This is a genomic window from Acetobacter aceti, from assembly GCF_002005445.1.
Taxonomy (GTDB): Bacteria; Pseudomonadota; Alphaproteobacteria; order Acetobacterales; family Acetobacteraceae; genus Acetobacter; species Acetobacter aceti_B.
In genome coordinates, this window is record NZ_CP014692.1 from 3,020,397 (window position 1) to 3,036,626 (window position 16,230).

Genomic DNA, 16,230 nt, shown 5'->3' on the forward strand with positions numbered 1-16,230 from the left:
ACTAAGGCGCTCCAGGCTGAACAGCATGACCTGTCACGAGATTTTCGAACTGCTCGGGCGTCTGCGCTGCAATGCCACCTGCTGGCTTGGGATAATGCAGTTTATCATACTGCAAGACATCAAAGGTCATTGTCTGGTCAGGGGTCGGCAGCAACCTGTCAGTCCAGCCTCCTCCTGTGGACCGGATCAGACCAACGAGCGCCTGCTCAGCCCTGACCGCCACCTGCACTTCCGCGATACTCGCATCCAGAGCCGCTTCCTGCGCCACGATCGCATCGAGGTAATTCGACAATCCTCCTTTATACAGCGTCATCGTCATGCTCTGCATGTCCATCGCTGTGTTGACCGCCCCTTTGAGGCGCGTATCTTCCTGACGCAGCAGCCTGACCCGTGACTGCTCATCCTCCACTTCCCTGAATGCGCTGAGTATTGTGGAACGATAGGAATCACGTGTCTCACGGTAGACAGACCAGGAGTACTGAAGCGCCGCACGACGCAGGCCGCCTTCAAAAATCGGCATCGAAGCGGACGCGCCATAACTCCACATGCTGTTCGCCAGCTTTGCAAGATCGAAACCGTTGGCGTTGAAACCACCATTGGCCCGCAAGGAGATGTGCGGATAAAAGGCCGCTCTTGCAACTCCGATGGAGCGATTGGCCTGAGCCATCACCCGTTCTGCCGCTGCAATATCAGGCCGTCGCTGCAGAAGCTCTGAGGGAACACCAACGGAGACATCAACTTTTCGGAACGAGAAGACATTCCGTGGCGCGATGTGAAAACTTTCAGGAGCGGTGTTCGTCAGAATGGCGATCGCATGCTCCGTGACCTCCCGCTGCGCCTGAACATCGAGTTCGGCCGCCTGCGCCACGTAAAGCCTGTTCTGCGCCCTTGCGAGATCAAGCCGAGGCGCCGCCTGATTATCAAGCTGCGTGCGGGTCATATCGACGGCTTTGGCATAATAGGCAATGGACTGACGATAGATGGCGTCCTGCGCGTCATACCCCCTGAGAGCAATATAATCCGACGCCAGATCCGCTTCCATACTCAAGCGAACCGCCGCAAAATCAGCGGCTTTTTCCTGAGCCGCAAATTTCTGCATCCTGACCTGATTACGGATCTCTGACCAGAAATCCGGCTCCCATGAGGCCAGTCCCCCATAAAATTCATCAGTCGCCGTTGTGGCTCCCTTGTAGCGGAACAATTCATCTGCTGACTGTTTATTGTCAGAAGCTCCAAAGGCCAGTCCGAAATGAGGCAGAAGATCCGCACGCGCTTTCATGACAAGGGAACGCGCCTGCACAAATCGTTCGGCGGCCGCCTGCAGGTCCGCGTTTTGTTCAAGAGTGCGCTGCTCAAGATCATCCAGAACCGGATCACCAAGCAATGTCCACCAGTTGGAGGGAATCTGCAATTCTGCGGGTGTCGCCTTCGCAAAGGGTACTTGTCCGGTCCAGCTATCCGGAACGACAAAGTGTGGCGCCTCATAGCGGGGTGCGAGATCGCACCCGGACAAGGCCACGACAGAGAGACAGGCGAACGTCCCGGTCAGAAAGCGTTTCAGACAGTATGACGATGCCATCGAAAGCTGTGTCATCCTTCGATCTCCGCATCTTCACGCTCGTATCCCTTCGCAGGCGTGACCACCCGTACTTCCTGATTTTCCAGAAGGTCAGCAGGCGGGTTACGGATGATCCGGTCTCCCGGCTGCAAGCCTGAAATCACGTCTGTGCGTGTATCCGCCATCCGCCCCACCACAATGGAACGGAAATGCGCATGGTTGTCGCTACCCACAACAGCGACCTGCATCCCGGCTTCCTGAAAAACCAGCGTTGACGTCGGGATCTGCCAGATCCCGCCTTCTGCGGGCGCTTTCAGGTGAACGGAGGCAAATGTTCCCGGCCAGAGCAGGTGATCCGGATTTTCAATCGTAAATTCCGTGACAGCCGTTCGTGTGTTGGGATCATAGCCTTTGGCGACAGTCAGGAACTGCGCCTCAAAGACCTTGTTGGGAAACTGGGGAACCGACACCGTAGCCGTGAGACCCGGTTTAAGCATGTAGGAAAAGACTTCAGGAACGGAAACAAACAGCCGCATCCGGTGCATATCGGAAACGACGAACATCTGGTTGGCGTCACCGCTGGCAGAGTGCTCGCCGCCACCGGCGCTGACGTAATCTCCCACGTTGATATCACGGGAAGTCACGACCCCATCGAACGGAGACACGACTGTCTTGAATTTTTCCAGAGCAGCAAAGCGATCCAGATTATGCTCGGATGCCTGCATTTCCGCATAGCCGGACTTACGGTTTGCATCCGCCACTGACACGGACTGGCCTGACACAGCCTGTGACTGCGCCATCGCATGCCAGCGGTTCGCGCTGACAACCGTCAGGTTATATTTCGCTGACTGGGCCTCCAGATCTGCTTTGGCCTGCGCATACTGGGCATCCAGGCCAGGCGCATTGATTTCCGCGAGGACATCGCCCGCTTTCACATCGGATCCGAAATCCTTATACCACATTTTCACATAACCGGACGCCTGCGGATAGATCGGCGCCTGATACCAAGCGTCGATCGTGCCCGGCAGTGTCAGCGCCAGCATTTTCGCCCCGGGCTCAGGTGTGACAACTTCCACATCAGGAACAGCACTGTGTTCGGTGACAAGCTTCACCTCGTGAGCAGAGTGCATCCTTTCGACAATCACATACCCTGAGGCCAGCACAAGCACGCCGGCAACCAGAAACAATCCGGAATATTGACGGATCGAGCGCGCCATCACACGGCCTCCTTACGAGAAGATTTTCGGCTGTAGAAAATTGCATAGACACATGGAACAAAAAGGAGAGTCGAAACCGTCGCCACCAGAAGACCGCCGATGACAGCCTTGCCCAGCGGCGCATTCTGGGAGTTGCTGATCGACATGGGCACCATACCGACAATCATCGCGCTCGCGGTCATGATTACCGGACGGATACGACCGTAACCCGCTTCCAGCGCCGCCCTGAGCGGCTCTCCATGTAAGCTGAGCCGTTCTCTTGCGTAATCAACGACGAGAATGGAGTTGGCGGTGGCTGTTCCCATGCACATGATCGCACCCGTCAATGCCGGGACAGAAAGATGCGTCCTGGTCAGGAACAGGCTCCATGCAATACCTGCCAGCGCCCCCGGCAGGGCCGAGATGATGATGAAAGGATCAAGCCAGGACTGAAAGTTCACGACAATCAGAAGATAGATCAGCACAATGGAGACCATCAGACCCGCAACCAGCTCCACATAAGCAGTGCTCATGGTCGTGGCCTGACCTTCAATATCGACAGCAGCACCACGCGGTACATCCTTGCTTGTCGCAGCCACTTCACGCTTCACGCCCTTCAGAACCGATCCAAGATCCGTTCCTTCTGCCGACACATAGATGTCGAAGGCAGGCATGGAGTTGTAGTGAGAAACTTCGCCAGGCGTACCGATAGCATTGATTTTGCTCATTGCTCCGAGAAGCTGCATGGATTTTCCTGAAGGATCACCGTCACCTTTGTCCACCGGAATGGTCAGAAGATCATTGTAGTGCGCCAGCTGATCTTGCGAGACGTAGGTATTCAGAGTGAATGTCACACCCATTTTCGGATCAAACCAGTATTGCGGGTCGACCTGAGAGCTTCCGGACAATGTCATCAGTTCGTTGTCGGCAAGATTGCCTTCATCGATTCCGGTTGCCTGTTCGAACGTACGATCACCCTGCACGAAAAGAGTCGGCGTGCGCATGGTCTGCTGCAACGATACATCCGCAGCACCCGATACTTTCCGAATTCTGTTAGCCAGCGCGACAGCATATTTATAGCTTGCCTGCAGATCCGGACCGGTCACTTTCACATCGATTGGCGAAGGTGAACCAAAGTTCAGAATTTTTGCTGTCAGGTCAGCCGGCTGGAATGTAAAGACTGTTCCCGGGAAGCTCGCAGAAAGGCCGCGACGCAGGATGGCGCGGTAGTCCCAAACAGGTGACGCTTCATCCTTCAGTGTGATCGTCAGATCGCAATCCTGCGAACCAAGCGTCGGTGTCGGAATAAAGGCCTGGTTATGCGGTCCTTCCGGCAGACCACAGTTACTGACTACATCCTCAACCTTTCCATCCAGAAGCTCGTGAATACGATCACTGACCAGAGTGGCGGTGCGGCTGGCGACTTCAATACGTGACCCAAGCGGCGCACGCATGTGCATCTGCAACTGATCAGATTTGATTTCCGGAAAGAAGTCCTGCCCGGCGACCGCGTAGAGACCACAGGAGAGAACGGACGCGCCAAGAAACACCGTGACGAATGAGCGCCGATTGGCAATCAGACGCTCAAGCAGTGATCCATATCCTTCACGGAAAGCCGTGAATTTCCGCTCAAATCCTTTCTGGAAACGAGTGAATGCATTGTGCCCATGCGGCAGAGCTTCATGTTCCTGACCGTGAGCGCCAACATGTACATGACCTGCCAGAAGAAACTTCGCCATGGTCGGAACAAGCGTACGCGAGAGGATGAAAGACGCGATCATCGCGAAGATGATGGCTTCAGCCATCGGCATGAACAGCCAGCCGGCGACGCCATCCAACTCGAAAAGAGGCAGCCAGACAATGCAGATACAGGTCGTGGACACGAAGGTCGGGATCACGATCTGATTGGCTGCATCGATAATCGCTTCTTCCAGCTCCTTACCCATCTCCAGATGTGTATCGATGTTCTCGATCATCACTGTGGCGTCATCCACGAGGATACCCACTGCGAGAGCAAGGCCACCAAGTGTCATGACATTGATGGTTTGTCCGGCCCAGCCGAGTCCGATGATGGAGCAGAGAATGGCAAGAGGAATGGAGGTGGCGATAATGACAGTCGGACGCCATGACCCGAGGAAAAGCAGCACGACAAGTCCGGTCAAGGCAGCAGCTGTTGCCATTTCCCTGAGCACGTCCGTGATGGAGTCCTTCACGAAACCGGAAGCATCATTCAGGATGCTGAGTTTTACCGCAGAAGGCAGGACAGCCTGAAGGCGCGGCATCATTTTCCGGACGCCATCCACAACGCTGAGAGTCGATGCCTCACCGCTCTTCATGACGACCATGATAACAGCCTGCCGTCCCTTGACGATCACACTGTTTGTCTGTGGATGTCCGCCGCGATAGACTTCACCAACATCATGAATATAGACCACGGCGTTCCCAACACGCTTGATCGGAATATCGGCGATATCCTCCAGCGTTCGCGGCGTCGCATTGGTCTGCACCATCCAGTCGGTCGCACCAATCTTCTGGTCACCAGCCGGACGCACGACGTTCTGTCGGTCAAGGGCGTTCTGCACATCCATCGCGGAAAGGTGGTGTGCCTGCAACTCCTTCTGATTGAGCGCAATCATCACGAAACTGTCCATGCCGCCATAAGGATGCGGCACGACGGCTCCAGGCACCGTAACAAGCAGGGATCGCACACGGATAAAGGCCAGCTTGAACAGATCCGATGGTGTCATCGTATCGGATGTCAGCTTCAGCGTGATGACCGGCACCGATGATGCTTCAAGCCGCATGATCATCGGCGCAGCGATATGTTCCGGCAACTGCTGGAGGACCGTCTGCGAGATGGCGGTCACGTCCGCTTCGGCGGCCCCGATATCAGTTCCGGGCTGGAAGTAGATCTTGACGATTCCTCGCCCATAGAAGGAATCGGCTTCCATATGCTCGATTCCCTCCACAGTGGAGGTCACACCTTGCTCGAAGTTGTACATGATACGGCCAGCGAACTCTTCGGGGAGCATCCCCGAATAGGACCAGACGACTGCGATGGCCGGGATTCTGATGTTCGGAAAAACGTCAGTCGGGGTCTTTTTGATAGAAAGAAACCCGAACATGACAATCAGAATCGAGAGAACAACAAAGGTGTAAGGCCGCCGCAGAGCGGTGACGACGATTGCATTCATCGAACTGCCTTGCGTTAAGTGAGCAGGGTCCTGCCACCGCTCCGGAAAAGAAGCAGCGCACATGACGGGCTATCCGGTCGCAGCAGCACTGCATCCAGACATTTTTTGACATATCCATCTTTGCGGAATGACTGATATAAAATTCTTTTTTAAATAGAATCCTGCTTCTTCCCCTTGCCGAGGAGCTGTCGTTCATCCTGATCACACCCGATCAGGACATTTTCTGTTTTTTTCAGATCTGAATGAGCATTTTTCCGACCAGAAGCCTGATCCGTCCCTCAACATCCTCGTGACTGCCGCCAAGCCTGCGATCAAGACCCAGAACGACGATGCCATGGACGGCTTCGTACATCGTACGGGCGAGTACGGACCGTTCCGGCACCGTGAGAGGCATATCCTCCGCGAAAAGCGTGGCGATGCGATCCAGAAGATTGCCGCGCAGGGCGAGATAATCAGATGGCAGCGCTTCCTGAGCGGCCCAGCGCAAGGCAAACAGCGCCTCCCAGCGGTTCAGATGATCACGGGCATATCTGAAGTATCCCAGGGCCAGCGCTTCCAGCTTTTTCGATGTGGAGCCTGACATTTTTTCCGCTTCGGCAAACATGAAGTTTCCCATCTCCAGAAGCGTGCGGGCGTTCACCTCCAGAATCACATTGTCCAGTCCGCCGAAAAGGTAACCGAGAGAGCCCAGCGCACAGCCTGCCTTTCCTGTCACGGCACGTGCGGAGCAGGCCCGAAACCCTTCCTGGATGATGATCTGTTCCGCCGCATCCGTGATGGCGCTTCTGAGCGCTTCCGGGTCCTTGCCTTTTCGCGCCACGTTTCACTCTCCCGTGCGTCTTGCCTCTCCCCATTATGACAGGAACGGCAAAAAAGTGAACGATGTTCATTTTCTCACTTGCATTGCTGAACAGCGTTCATTATGAACAATGTTCAGTAACAACACATCAACAAGGTCACAAACCATGAGCGCATCTCGTTCCAACACCAGCATCACCGTTTCCTCAAGCTGGGTCATGTTCACCTGGATCAGCTTTGTTGTCGCCCTGCTCTCCATGGCGATTGCCGTCATCTACATGCCGATGGAAAGCTGGCTGCGAGCCTATCTGGGTCTTTCAGGACTGTTTCTGGTGCAGTCGTCCATTTCCCTGTCACGCACCCTGCGCGATCAGGCGGAAGTTGAAGCGGCTAAAAACTCTTAGAACATAAGAGGGTTTTTCCGGATTGAGACTGAGGCATCCAGTTCTGTCGGCCAACTGAGCGAGGTCGACAGAATCTGAAGCATTTATAGTGTGGGGGAAAATACCAAGGAGAAAAAGCGGACCTTTCCCACAACACGTTATAATCGCAAACAAAAAAAAGAGAGGCGCAATGGCCTCTCTTTCTCACAAACCCTACAGGCGGAAATCGAATTACCGCTTATAGATCGGGAACTGAGCACAGAGCGCCTTGACGCGTTCGTGTACGGCGTTCTCGACGGCGGCGTCCCCCTCGCCGCCGGACGCGGCCAGCGCGGTCAGAACCTCGTCGATCATCTCGCCCACCTGACGGAACTCGGCCTCGCGGAAACCACGCGCCGTCGCCGCCGGGCTGCCCAGACGGATGCCTGACGTGATCGCAGGTTTCTCCGGGTCGAACGGCACGGCGTTCTTGTTCGCCGTGATGCCCGCGCGCTCCAGAGCCTTCTCCGCGATCTTGCCCGTCACCTTCTTCGGACGCAGATCAACCAGCAGCAGATGGCTGTCCGTGCCGCCGGTCACGAGGTCGAAGCCACGCGCCACCAGCGTCTCGCCCAGCACCTTCGCGTTGGCGGCGACGGCCTTCTGATACTCGGCAAACTCCGGCTTCAGCGCCTCGCCGAACGCGACGGCCTTGGCGGCGATCACGTGCATCAGCGGGCCGCCCTGCAGGCCGGGGAACACGGCGGAGTTGATCTTCTTGGCCAGCGCCTCGTCGTTCGTCAGGATCAGGCCGCCGCGCGGACCGCGCAGGGTCTTGTGCGTCGTGGTCGTGACGATGTCGGCGTGCGGGATCGGGCTCGGATACAGGCCGGCCGCCACCAGACCGGCGAAGTGCGCCATATCGACCATCAGGAAAGCGCCGACCTCGTCAGCGATCCTGCGGAAGCGGGCGAAGTCGATGATCCGCGGATAGGCGGAGCTGCCGGCGACGATCAGCTTCGGCTTGTGCTCGCGGGCGAGGGATTCCATCTCTTCGTAGTCGAGATGGCCGTCCTGCTGGCGCACGCCATACTGCACGGCGTTGAACCATTTGCCGGAATAGTTCGGGGCCGCGCCGTGTGTGAGATGGCCACCGGCGGCGAGGCTCATGCCCAGCACCGTGTCGCCCGGCGCCACGACGGCCATGAAGGCCGCCTGGTTGGCGTTGGCGCCCGAGTGCGGCTGCACGTTGGCGAAGCCCGCGCCGAACATCTTCCTGGCGCGTTCGATGGCCAGCGTCTCGACCTTATCGACCTCGGAGCAGCCGCCATAGTAGCGGCGACCCGGGTAACCCTCGGCGTATTTGTTCGTCAGAACGCTGCCCTGAGCCTGAAGAACAGCCTCCGACACCATGTTCTCCGACGCAATCAGCTCGATCCCGTCGCGCTGACGCTCGAACTCGCTCGCAATCGCCGACGCAACTTCCGCGTCAACAGATGCCAGCGAAGATTGAAAAAAGCGATGCAGATCCGTCTCGCTCATTTGAAACTCCCTGTCCCAGAGCCACTCATCACAAAAGCAGGCCGCGCCGGAACCGGACACCCAACCCGAAACGTACCTTGCTGTTGGCGCGATTGTAGCCTTTTCATGGACGGAAAACCACACCTCGCGCATAGATGCTCTGCATAGAGAGTTTCAAGGACAGCCTTACCCATGCCTCAACCGCCCCGGCCCGGCGCATCCTCCCTGTTCCGCCGCAAATCCATCACTGCCACTCCTGAGAAGAGCGGCCTCAAACGCGTGCTGGGTCCGGCCACCCTTGTCGCTCTTGGCGTGGGCGCCACCATCGGCGCGGGACTGTTCTCGCTGACGGGCATTGCGGCTGGCGACAATGCGGGACCAGCCGTAACCCTGTCCTACATCATCGCCGCCATCGCCTGCGGGTTTGCCGGTCTCTGCTACAGCGAGCTGGCGGGCATGATCCCGGTGGCCGGAAGCGCCTACTCCTACGCCTATGTGACGATGGGTGAACTGGTCGCGTGGATCATCGGCTGGGATCTGGTTCTGGAATATGCCGTCGGGGCCGCGACCGTCTCGGTCAGTTGGTCGGGCTATGTGACTTCACTCCTCGCCGGGTGGGGAATCCGTCTTCCAGCACGACTGACCGCCTCACCGTTTCAGACCGTCCATCTGGCGGATGGCGGCACCGCCAGCGGCATAGCCAACATACCGGCGGCCTTCATCATCATTCTCGTCTCCCTGCTGCTGATCCGGGGCACCTCCGCCTCGGCGAGATTCAATGCGGTCATCGTCGTCCTCAAGCTCTCGGTCATCGCCGCCTTCATCGGCTTCGGCATCCCCTGGATCGACACAGCCAACTATCACCCCTTCATTCCGCCCAACGAAGGAACGTTCGGTCATTTCGGCGTGTCAGGCGTCATGCGGGCGGCAGGCACCATTTTCTTCGCCTATATCGGCTTCGATGCGCTTTCGACCGCCGCGCAGGAGACCAGAAATCCCAAGCGTGATATCCCCATCGGCATTCTCGGCAGTCTGGCGATCTGCGCGCTGGCTTATGTCAGTTTTTCCTTTGTGCTGACCGGAATCGTGAACTACGCCGATATGGCCGGAGATCCTGCGCCTGTCGCCACGGCCATCGACCGGACGCACATCGCGTGGCTCCAGCTTGCCGTCAAATTCGGCATCATCTGTGGTTTCACATCCGTACTTCTGATGCTGCTGCTCGGACAGAGCCGCGTGTTTTTCGCGATGTCCCGTGACGGTCTCCTGCCCGCGCTGTTCAGCCGGACCCATGCCCGCTTTCACACACCATGGCTGTCCAACCTGTTCTTCATGGTGCTGACGGGACTGCTGGCCGCCTTCCTGCCGATTGCCGAACTGGGCCACATGACGTCCATCGGCACGCTGCTTGCCTTCATCATTGTCTGTGTCGGCGTACTTGTGCTGCGCCGTCAGGCTCCTGACGCTGAACGCAAGTTTCGCGTGGCGGGCGGTCCGGTCATTCCGCTGGCTGGTATCCTGTCCTGTCTGGTTGTCATGATGTCTCTGGACGCCCTGACCTGGCTTCGGCTCGTCGTGTGGCTCGGGATCGGTCTGGGAGTTTATTTTCTGTATGGACGCAGGAAAAGCAGATTGGCCGGAGCCGACTGAGAACCGGCATGCTTGAATCGGCAAATCATGATCCGGTATTGAAACGGTCATATTTTGAAAAGGCAGGTGGCTGCCATCTTTCTTACTGGACCATTTCCGCTTTTTGAGTGAGAAAGACTGCCATCACAGGATGTATTCCCGGAGCAACAACATTACCGACAGGTAAACAGCTACCCGTCATTGCGCAAAAACGACATTGCCTTTGAAAGTATGCTGGAACTTTTCTGTGCCGACGCGATATACACCTGCATCAGGCCGCGCTTGACCAAAGCACGGCTCCCATAAAAACATCGGTTGATCCCGTGCTGCTTCTCCTGATGGGCGTCCTTGCGGTCGTCCTGCTGATTGCCATCAATATCCTCATTTCTCTCTCGGAAATTTCGTTCGCCGCCGCGCGCGATGTCAGACTGCGATCCCGCGCCGAAGCAGGAGACGAACGGGCGACAGCCTTCCTCGCCATGCGCCGCAACAGCGGACAGGTGATGACAGTGCTTCAGATTCTTTTGAACGCGGTGGGCATCCTCGGCGGTATCGTCAGTTCCGACATGCTCACCCCACCCCTGTCAGAGATTTTCCGAGGCTGGGGACTCAGCAATGCGTCCGCCGACAGTCTGGGAGCGACAGCCAGTTTCGTGTTCATCACGGGCACATTTGTCGTTTTCGCCGATCTGCTCCCCAAACGCATCGCCATGAACGCGCCGGACCGGATCGGCCTCGCCATCGGGTGGTTTCCCTCCACGGCGCTGCATCTGCTCTATCCGTTTGTCTGGGTCTTCTCCAAAATCTCTGACGCGCTGCTTCGCGCCCTGAAAATACCGGCCGCCTCCGCTGTTGAGCCGGTCACCCCGGAAGATCTGCGCGCCATTCTTGCGGCGGGCACCGCTTCCGGTGTGCTGCTGGAGCAGGAACATCTGATGATCCAGAACGTGCTGGGTCTTCAGGACCGCGCCGTCAGTTCAGCCATGACGCCGCGTGATGAAATCGTCTTTCTCGACGTGCAGGAAACCCCGGACACGCTGCGCAACAAGGTCCGTCAGGATTCCTATTCACGCTATCCGCTCTGCAATGGTGGCCTTGACCATGTCATCGGCTCGGTGCGGATCGAGGATATTTTTGTCGCCTCCGCCGACGAGAAAGGCGCTCTTCCCCTTGGCCGCCTGCGCCGCGACGTGCTGTCCGTCCCGGAGACGCTCAATCTGTGGGACACGCTGGCCCAGTTCGACGCCCATGGCGCGGGCTTTGCGCTGGTGATCAGCGAATACGGACTTGTCGTCGGTCTGATCACCTTCAAGGACATCATGGGCGCGTTGATGGACGGGCTCGCAACCCCGTTCGAGGAGCAGCTTATCGTTCAGCGTGACGAGAATTCATGGCTGATCGACGGGGCTGCGCCGATCGGCGATGTCATCCGTGAACTCGGTATCGCTGATCTTCCTGACAGCAACTCCTTCGACACGATTGCAGGCTTTGTCATGCATCGTCTACGCCGTATGGCCCGCAAGGCCGATCACACGGATGCTGCCGGCTTCCGTTTTGAAGTGGTCGATGTCGAAGGCTTCCGTATCAACCAGCTACTGATCACGCGTCGGAGCAAAACGGATGACGCCGAAGCAGCCTGAACGACAGCCCTCGCAAACCTTTACACTTTCTGTCTAGTCTTGGTGTTTGCCTGAAGCGGGCCGCACGGGTCGTCCGCGCGAGATCGAATTCCGCGAAGTGATCAACGCGGTGCGTTACCTGGTTCGAGCCTTCGGGCGAAATTGTAGGCAGTGACAAAGTCCGCGAGGTTCCGACGGAGCTGGTCATGCGTCTCGTAGTAGAAGCGCTTGACGGTTGCTTCCTTGATGGTCCGGTTCATCCGCTCAAACTGGCCGTTGGTCCATGGATGCTTCACCTTTGTCAGCCGATGCTCGATGCCGTTTTCATCGCAGACCCGATCGAAGATATGATGAAAAGCGTATTTGCACCGTGCCTGATTGGTGAACTGGATGCCGTTGTCGGTCAGAACCGTGTGAATTCTATAGGGAACGGCCTCGATCAGGCACCGAAGGAACTGCGCCGCGACCATCTTGCCAGCCTGCTGATACAGCTCGACATAGACAAGCCTGCTGGTCCGGTCGATGGCGACAAACAGACGCAGCTTGCCCTCGGCGGTCTGAACCTCGGCAATATCAATGTGAAAATAGCCGATCGGGTAGGCTTTGAACGTGCGCCTGGGCTCTTTGTCTCCCGTAACCTCGGGCAGTCGGCTGATCCCGTGCCGCTGCAGGCAGCGATGCAGAGATGAGCGCGTCAGATGCGGGATCGTCACCTGGAGCGCGTAGAGGCAACATTATCTGCGCGCCCGCTCGTTCGATGGTTTTTCGCGCGCCCGGCATCTTATGAGCACCACCATCTCGTTGAGCGTGATATCTTTTTGCGCTTCGATCATGCCAACGATAAAGGCTTCATGTCCGTCCAGCCTCGAACCACGCGACTGCCCCCGAACCAGTCTCACCACTGAACGGGCTGCCCCCCTGCAGATCCTGACGTTGCCCCATGGAATGCCCTCGAATTGAAGTAAGATCTGTCCAACTGGAGACAGGCAATGAAGAGATCACGTTTTACGCAGGACCAGATCATCGGGCTCCTGAAGGAGCATCAGGCGGGTGCGTCGGCGGTCGATCTGTGCCGCAGGCACGGGATCAGCGATGCGACGTTCTACACCTGGCGGTCGAAATACGGCGGGATGGAGGTGTCGGAAGCGCGGCGGCTCAAGGCTCTTGAAGACGAGAACGCGAAGCTGAAGCGGCTTCTGGCGGAGAGCGTGATGGACGTCTCGACGCTGAAAGAGCTCCTGGCAAAAAACTCGTGACGCCCGGTTTGCGGCGGGAAGCCGTAACCTGGGCGATTACGGAGCGGGATTACTCGCAGCGGCGGGCCTGCCGGCTGATCGGCATGGAGCCGAAGACCTGGCGCTATGCGTCATACCAACGGTTATGGTCATCGACCTGTGTGAGCCCACGTTCTGAGACCGATGGATCGGATGGTTTGAGGCATGGCGGCAAGGTTGTTCCAGACTGAGCAGGCGGCATCGATGATATGCTTGATGCCGTCGAAGACGGTATTGGACAGCCAGTTGGCGCGCAGGAACTGCCAGATATTCTCGACCGGGTTCAGTTCGGGGGCGCGCGACGGCAGAAAGATCAGGCTGACGTTGCGCGGCATTCTGAGCCTGGGGGTGGTGTGCCATCCTGCTCGATCGAGCAGTACGACAGCGTGGGCGCCTCGTGCCACGCACCGCGAGATTTCCTCGATATGCAGTTGCATGCCGGCCGTGCCGGTAAACGGGAGGGCCCGGCCAGCGGCTTTGCCGCGCGCCGGGCAGATCGCCCCGAACAGCCAGGCATTGTCGTAGCTCTGGTCAGCCGGCTGGCGTGGCCGCGTGCCTCGCCGCCGCCGTCATCAGCCAGATCCTCCTCCAAAAAAGAGAATCAGAACTGACGCACTACGTCACTTCACATACGAGTCAGTCGCTACATCATTTGGTATCACGCCGCCCGGATGATGCCGCACTGCGTGGGCGACTGCGCGAACTGGCTGGGGAGCGACGGCGATTTGGCTACCGGCGGCTGCATATCCTGCTCGGCCAGGAAGGAATGGCGATGAACCACAAGAAGCTGTTCCGGCTGTATCGCGAGGAAGGGCTGTCGGTCCGCAAGCGTGGCGGTCGGAAACGGGCGATGGGCACGCGCTCGCCGATGATGCTGCCCGACGGGCCGAACCAGCGCTGGAGCCTGGATTTCGTGTCGGACGCGCTGAACAACGGACGACGATTCCGGTCCAAAAGAGCTTTTAGAGCAGATTATGCTCTAATTGTTGATTCCCCCTCCCTGACTTAAATCATAAGCCGGGAGGATGAGAGTCGTAATTCCCAAAATCCACGTATCCGTAAGGCCATTAAGGGACATAATTCTGTTTGCTTGTGTTGCATCACCCAAATATTGAGCAGCGATATGCCACAATGAAATATCACTAGCACTTACGATTATTGTTTTTCCTGATTTCATTTCAATTTCATGGTTTATGTATTGGAAAGAGAGATATTATCGGATGCTCTTGTGAGATAAGAATTGTTAAGAGATGTTGTCGCTAAAATACCGGAATGTGCGGTCGCCGCCATCAAAGCTGAGGCTCCGGAAACTAGGTTGTCTCCAGAATTAGAAGCTATAGATGATATTTCAGTATTTGAAGCATTGAAGACAGAAGAATTTAAATCGATAGATGAGGAAAGTCCGCTCTGCAAATTTGAGAAATCCAGATTTGAACTTAAAGACGAAAGAGCACCTGCTTGAGTGGAAAGGCCGGATAACTTGCTATTTAAGAAGGATACTTCTCCACCAGCACCAACCAAATTGGCTAAAGGAGTTATTTGTCCTGCATATGAACTCGAAAAGCTTGTGAGATAATCGACATAAGAACTGGTATCTGCAAGTATGCCTGTTGTTGTGGAGAAAGCACTTGCGATATCAGAGTTGAGTAAACCAACGAGAGAGGATACGGTCGAAGTTGAGACCGAAACAACCTGAGGAATCACTTCACAAAAAATTTTATAGGGAATAACCGTTCCGCAATTGGTGTAGGACGCCTGAAAGGCTGTGATAACAACCTTTCGTGTAATTCCGCCGCCAGAAAAACTATAGGCGTTACCGCTGCGCGCCATGGCGTCAAGTGTTCGTGCTTTCTGAAGAGCCAGACTACCACGAAAAATACCATTCCAGGTTAAAGGCTGATCATAATATCCATTGAGGACTATGACTTTTGCACCGCCAACTTGACGAAAAATCTCGGTTGCCTGATAACCACCCCAAAATAATTCAGAAGGTACTTCAGTATCCTGGAAAACAATGGAACCCAATGTAAAATTTTGAATACCAAGAGCCGATTCAATTGAAGAAACAATGCCAAGAAAACTCATTAAATATGTAACCCTGGATGACTGGGAACACTTTGCACCCATGACATGAGTGCTCCCGCAGGAGGAGAACGAAGTGATTGATTGAGTTCAGCTTCAACGAAGCTCATTATTTCATGAAAATCTATGTTTTTTTCTGAATAAATATCTTTTTCTTGTTTGTTAGAATCAAAATTATGTACATCTGTGTGAATATTTTTATTTTTTTGTAAGAAATTATTTTTATAAAAAGAATTTTTTTCGTTATAATTTCTATTTGTTATATTTTTTAATATATTATTCTTATTTATTTCTCTTTTTATATTTCTGTATATTCTATATTGATCTTTTAAATTTTCTTTATTTAAAAATATTTTTTCATTTTTAAATACAAAATTTTTATTTGGTTTTTTATTATTTTGAATATTATTGAAATTAAATTTTTTACCATAAATAGGCATTGGTTGAGATAGAAATTGATAATTTACTGTTTTTGATGCATGTGATCTTGTCGTATTTGTATAATAAAAATTTTTACCTAAAAAATTTATTTTATTTATATTTTTTTCGTATTTATTAGTATTATGTGATAAGAATTTTCTTGTATTTTTTAAGTTTATATTTTTTGAATTAATGATTGTATTATGTATTTTTGGTGTAGTTAAATTTTTTATATTGTTTAAATTTTGATAATTTATGTTTCTATATTTTTTATATAAATTATTTTTAAGTAAATTTAAAATATTTTTATAATTATTAAAGTTTATTGTAAAGTTTTTTTTTAGTGTAAATTGATTTAATTTTATATGGTTATTGTTTATAAATAAATTTTTTAAGCTCTTTTTTTTATTATATACATCTAGTCTGAAGGTTGCTCCAACCATTGTAGGCGCTCCCATGAAAATTCCCCCCCATCCATTTGTCCGATAACCACAACAGCTGCAGCTCTTAAACGCCAGTCCCATTTCATGATTAAATCATAAGGGATATTTGCTTTTAACAGGATTATGATCATTGA

11 protein-coding genes and 5 pseudogenes are annotated in these 16,230 nt (G+C 54.4%); 6 read left to right on the forward strand and 10 right to left on the reverse strand.

All coding sequences use genetic code 11. The annotated features are described in order from the left end of the window. Position 1: 1 nt before the first annotated feature. The 4 genes from A0U92_RS13775 to A0U92_RS13790 all read right to left on the reverse strand — a co-directional run bounded on the left by A0U92_RS13775 (position 2) and on the right by A0U92_RS13790 (position 6,768). Complete coding sequence (locus A0U92_RS13775; protein WP_077813696.1) at positions 2 to 1,594, reverse strand: efflux transporter outer membrane subunit; 1,593 nt, start codon at positions 1,592 to 1,594, stop codon at positions 2 to 4. Then, entirely contained in the window at positions 1,591 to 2,775 is a 1,185-nt protein-coding gene (locus tag A0U92_RS13780; protein WP_077813697.1) for an efflux RND transporter periplasmic adaptor subunit, read from the reverse strand. Before A0U92_RS13780 ends, A0U92_RS13775 begins: the two co-directional genes overlap by 4 nt. Continuing rightward, a complete protein-coding gene (locus A0U92_RS13785; protein WP_077813698.1) occupies positions 2,775 to 5,948 on the reverse strand; it encodes an efflux RND transporter permease subunit in 3,174 nt (1,057 codons plus the stop codon). Before A0U92_RS13785 ends, A0U92_RS13780 begins: the two co-directional genes overlap by 1 nt. 232 nt (positions 5,949 to 6,180) lie before the next feature. Further along, positions 6,181 to 6,768 (reverse strand): TetR/AcrR family transcriptional regulator, encoded by a 588-nt coding sequence (locus A0U92_RS13790; protein ID WP_077813699.1) that lies wholly within the window; start codon positions 6,766 to 6,768, stop codon positions 6,181 to 6,183. 145 nt (positions 6,769 to 6,913) lie between these two features. Between A0U92_RS13790 and A0U92_RS13795 the strand changes: the two genes are divergently transcribed. Further along, on the forward strand, positions 6,914 to 7,150 hold the full coding sequence (locus tag A0U92_RS13795; protein WP_077813700.1) for a YiaA/YiaB family inner membrane protein: 237 nt from the start codon (positions 6,914 to 6,916) through the stop codon (positions 7,148 to 7,150). Between the two features lie 210 nt (positions 7,151 to 7,360). Here the strand turns inward: A0U92_RS13795 and glyA are convergent, their stop codons facing one another. After that, the gene (gene glyA / locus A0U92_RS13800; RefSeq protein WP_077813701.1) at positions 7,361 to 8,650 is read right to left on the reverse strand and encodes a serine hydroxymethyltransferase; all 1,290 of its coding nucleotides are present in this window, start codon (positions 8,648 to 8,650) and stop codon (positions 7,361 to 7,363) included. A 171-nt stretch (positions 8,651 to 8,821) separates the two neighbouring features. Between glyA and A0U92_RS13805 the strand changes: the two genes are divergently transcribed. From A0U92_RS13805 to A0U92_RS17425, 3 genes and pseudogenes are all read left to right on the forward strand, one after another. Beyond that, entirely contained in the window at positions 8,822 to 10,279 is a 1,458-nt protein-coding gene (locus A0U92_RS13805) for an amino acid permease (protein WP_077813702.1), read from the forward strand. Positions 10,280 to 10,581: 302 nt separating this feature from the next. Then, a complete protein-coding gene (locus A0U92_RS13810) occupies positions 10,582 to 11,898 on the forward strand; it encodes a hemolysin family protein (protein WP_077813703.1) in 1,317 nt (438 codons plus the stop codon). A gap of 46 nt (positions 11,899 to 11,944) precedes the next feature. Then, a pseudogene (locus A0U92_RS17425) lies at positions 11,945 to 12,028 on the forward strand (IS5/IS1182 family transposase); the annotation flags it as partial. On the opposite strand, the pseudogene A0U92_RS13815 reads toward A0U92_RS17425, so the two are convergent. Further along, positions 12,021 to 12,608, reverse strand: a pseudogene (locus A0U92_RS13815) (DDE-type integrase/transposase/recombinase); the annotation flags it as partial. The pseudogenes A0U92_RS17425 and A0U92_RS13815 sit on opposite strands and share 8 nt — an antisense overlap. A gap of 3 nt (positions 12,609 to 12,611) precedes the next feature. Continuing rightward, positions 12,612 to 12,779: a hypothetical protein gene (locus A0U92_RS18035; protein WP_222927825.1), complete on the reverse strand. Its 168-nt coding sequence runs from the start codon at positions 12,777 to 12,779 to the stop codon at positions 12,612 to 12,614. Positions 12,780 to 12,866: 87 nt separating this feature from the next. Between A0U92_RS18035 and A0U92_RS13820 the strand changes: the two are divergent. Then, positions 12,867 to 13,246: pseudogene (locus A0U92_RS13820) on the forward strand (transposase); the annotation flags it as partial. Between the two features lie 15 nt (positions 13,247 to 13,261). Here the strand turns inward: A0U92_RS13820 and A0U92_RS13825 are convergent. Further along, positions 13,262 to 13,714: pseudogene (locus tag A0U92_RS13825) on the reverse strand (transposase); the annotation flags it as partial. Between the two features lie 95 nt (positions 13,715 to 13,809). Here A0U92_RS13825 and A0U92_RS13830 point away from each other — a divergent pair. Further along, a pseudogene (locus tag A0U92_RS13830) lies at positions 13,810 to 14,100 on the forward strand (IS3 family transposase); the annotation flags it as partial. A gap of 242 nt (positions 14,101 to 14,342) precedes the next feature. Here A0U92_RS13830 and A0U92_RS17835 read toward each other — a convergent pair. Beyond that, on the reverse strand, positions 14,343 to 15,236 hold the full coding sequence (locus A0U92_RS17835) for a hypothetical protein (RefSeq protein WP_187668773.1): 894 nt from the start codon (positions 15,234 to 15,236) through the stop codon (positions 14,343 to 14,345). Next, positions 15,236 to 16,111, reverse strand: coding sequence for a hypothetical protein (locus tag A0U92_RS17440; protein ID WP_149026478.1), 876 nt, complete (start codon positions 16,109 to 16,111; stop codon positions 15,236 to 15,238). The genes A0U92_RS17835 and A0U92_RS17440 overlap by 1 nt, the downstream gene beginning before the upstream one ends. Positions 16,112 to 16,230 lie beyond the last annotated feature (119 nt).

What these genes read in the sequence shown, in the direction of transcription:
- A0U92_RS13775 (WP_077813696.1), bottom strand. Translation starts at nt 1,594, where the DNA reads ATGACACAGCTTTCGATGGCATCGTCATACTGTCTGAAACGCTTTCTG.
- A0U92_RS13780 (WP_077813697.1), bottom strand. Translation starts at nt 2,775, where the DNA reads ATGGCGCGCTCGATCCGTCAATATTCCGGATTGTTTCTGGTTGCCGGC.
- A0U92_RS13785 (WP_077813698.1), bottom strand. Translation starts at nt 5,948, where the DNA reads ATGAATGCAATCGTCGTCACCGCTCTGCGGCGGCCTTACACCTTTGTT.
- A0U92_RS13795 (WP_077813700.1), top strand. Translation starts at nt 6,914, where the DNA reads ATGAGCGCATCTCGTTCCAACACCAGCATCACCGTTTCCTCAAGCTGG.
- glyA (WP_077813701.1), bottom strand. Translation starts at nt 8,650, where the DNA reads ATGAGCGAGACGGATCTGCATCGCTTTTTTCAATCTTCGCTGGCATCT.
- A0U92_RS13805 (WP_077813702.1), top strand. Translation starts at nt 8,822, where the DNA reads ATGCCTCAACCGCCCCGGCCCGGCGCATCCTCCCTGTTCCGCCGCAAA.
- A0U92_RS17835 (WP_187668773.1), bottom strand. Translation starts at nt 15,236, where the DNA reads ATGAGTTTTCTTGGCATTGTTTCTTCAATTGAATCGGCTCTTGGTATT.
- A0U92_RS17440 (WP_149026478.1), bottom strand. Translation starts at nt 16,111, where the DNA reads ATGGGAGCGCCTACAATGGTTGGAGCAACCTTCAGACTAGATGTATAT.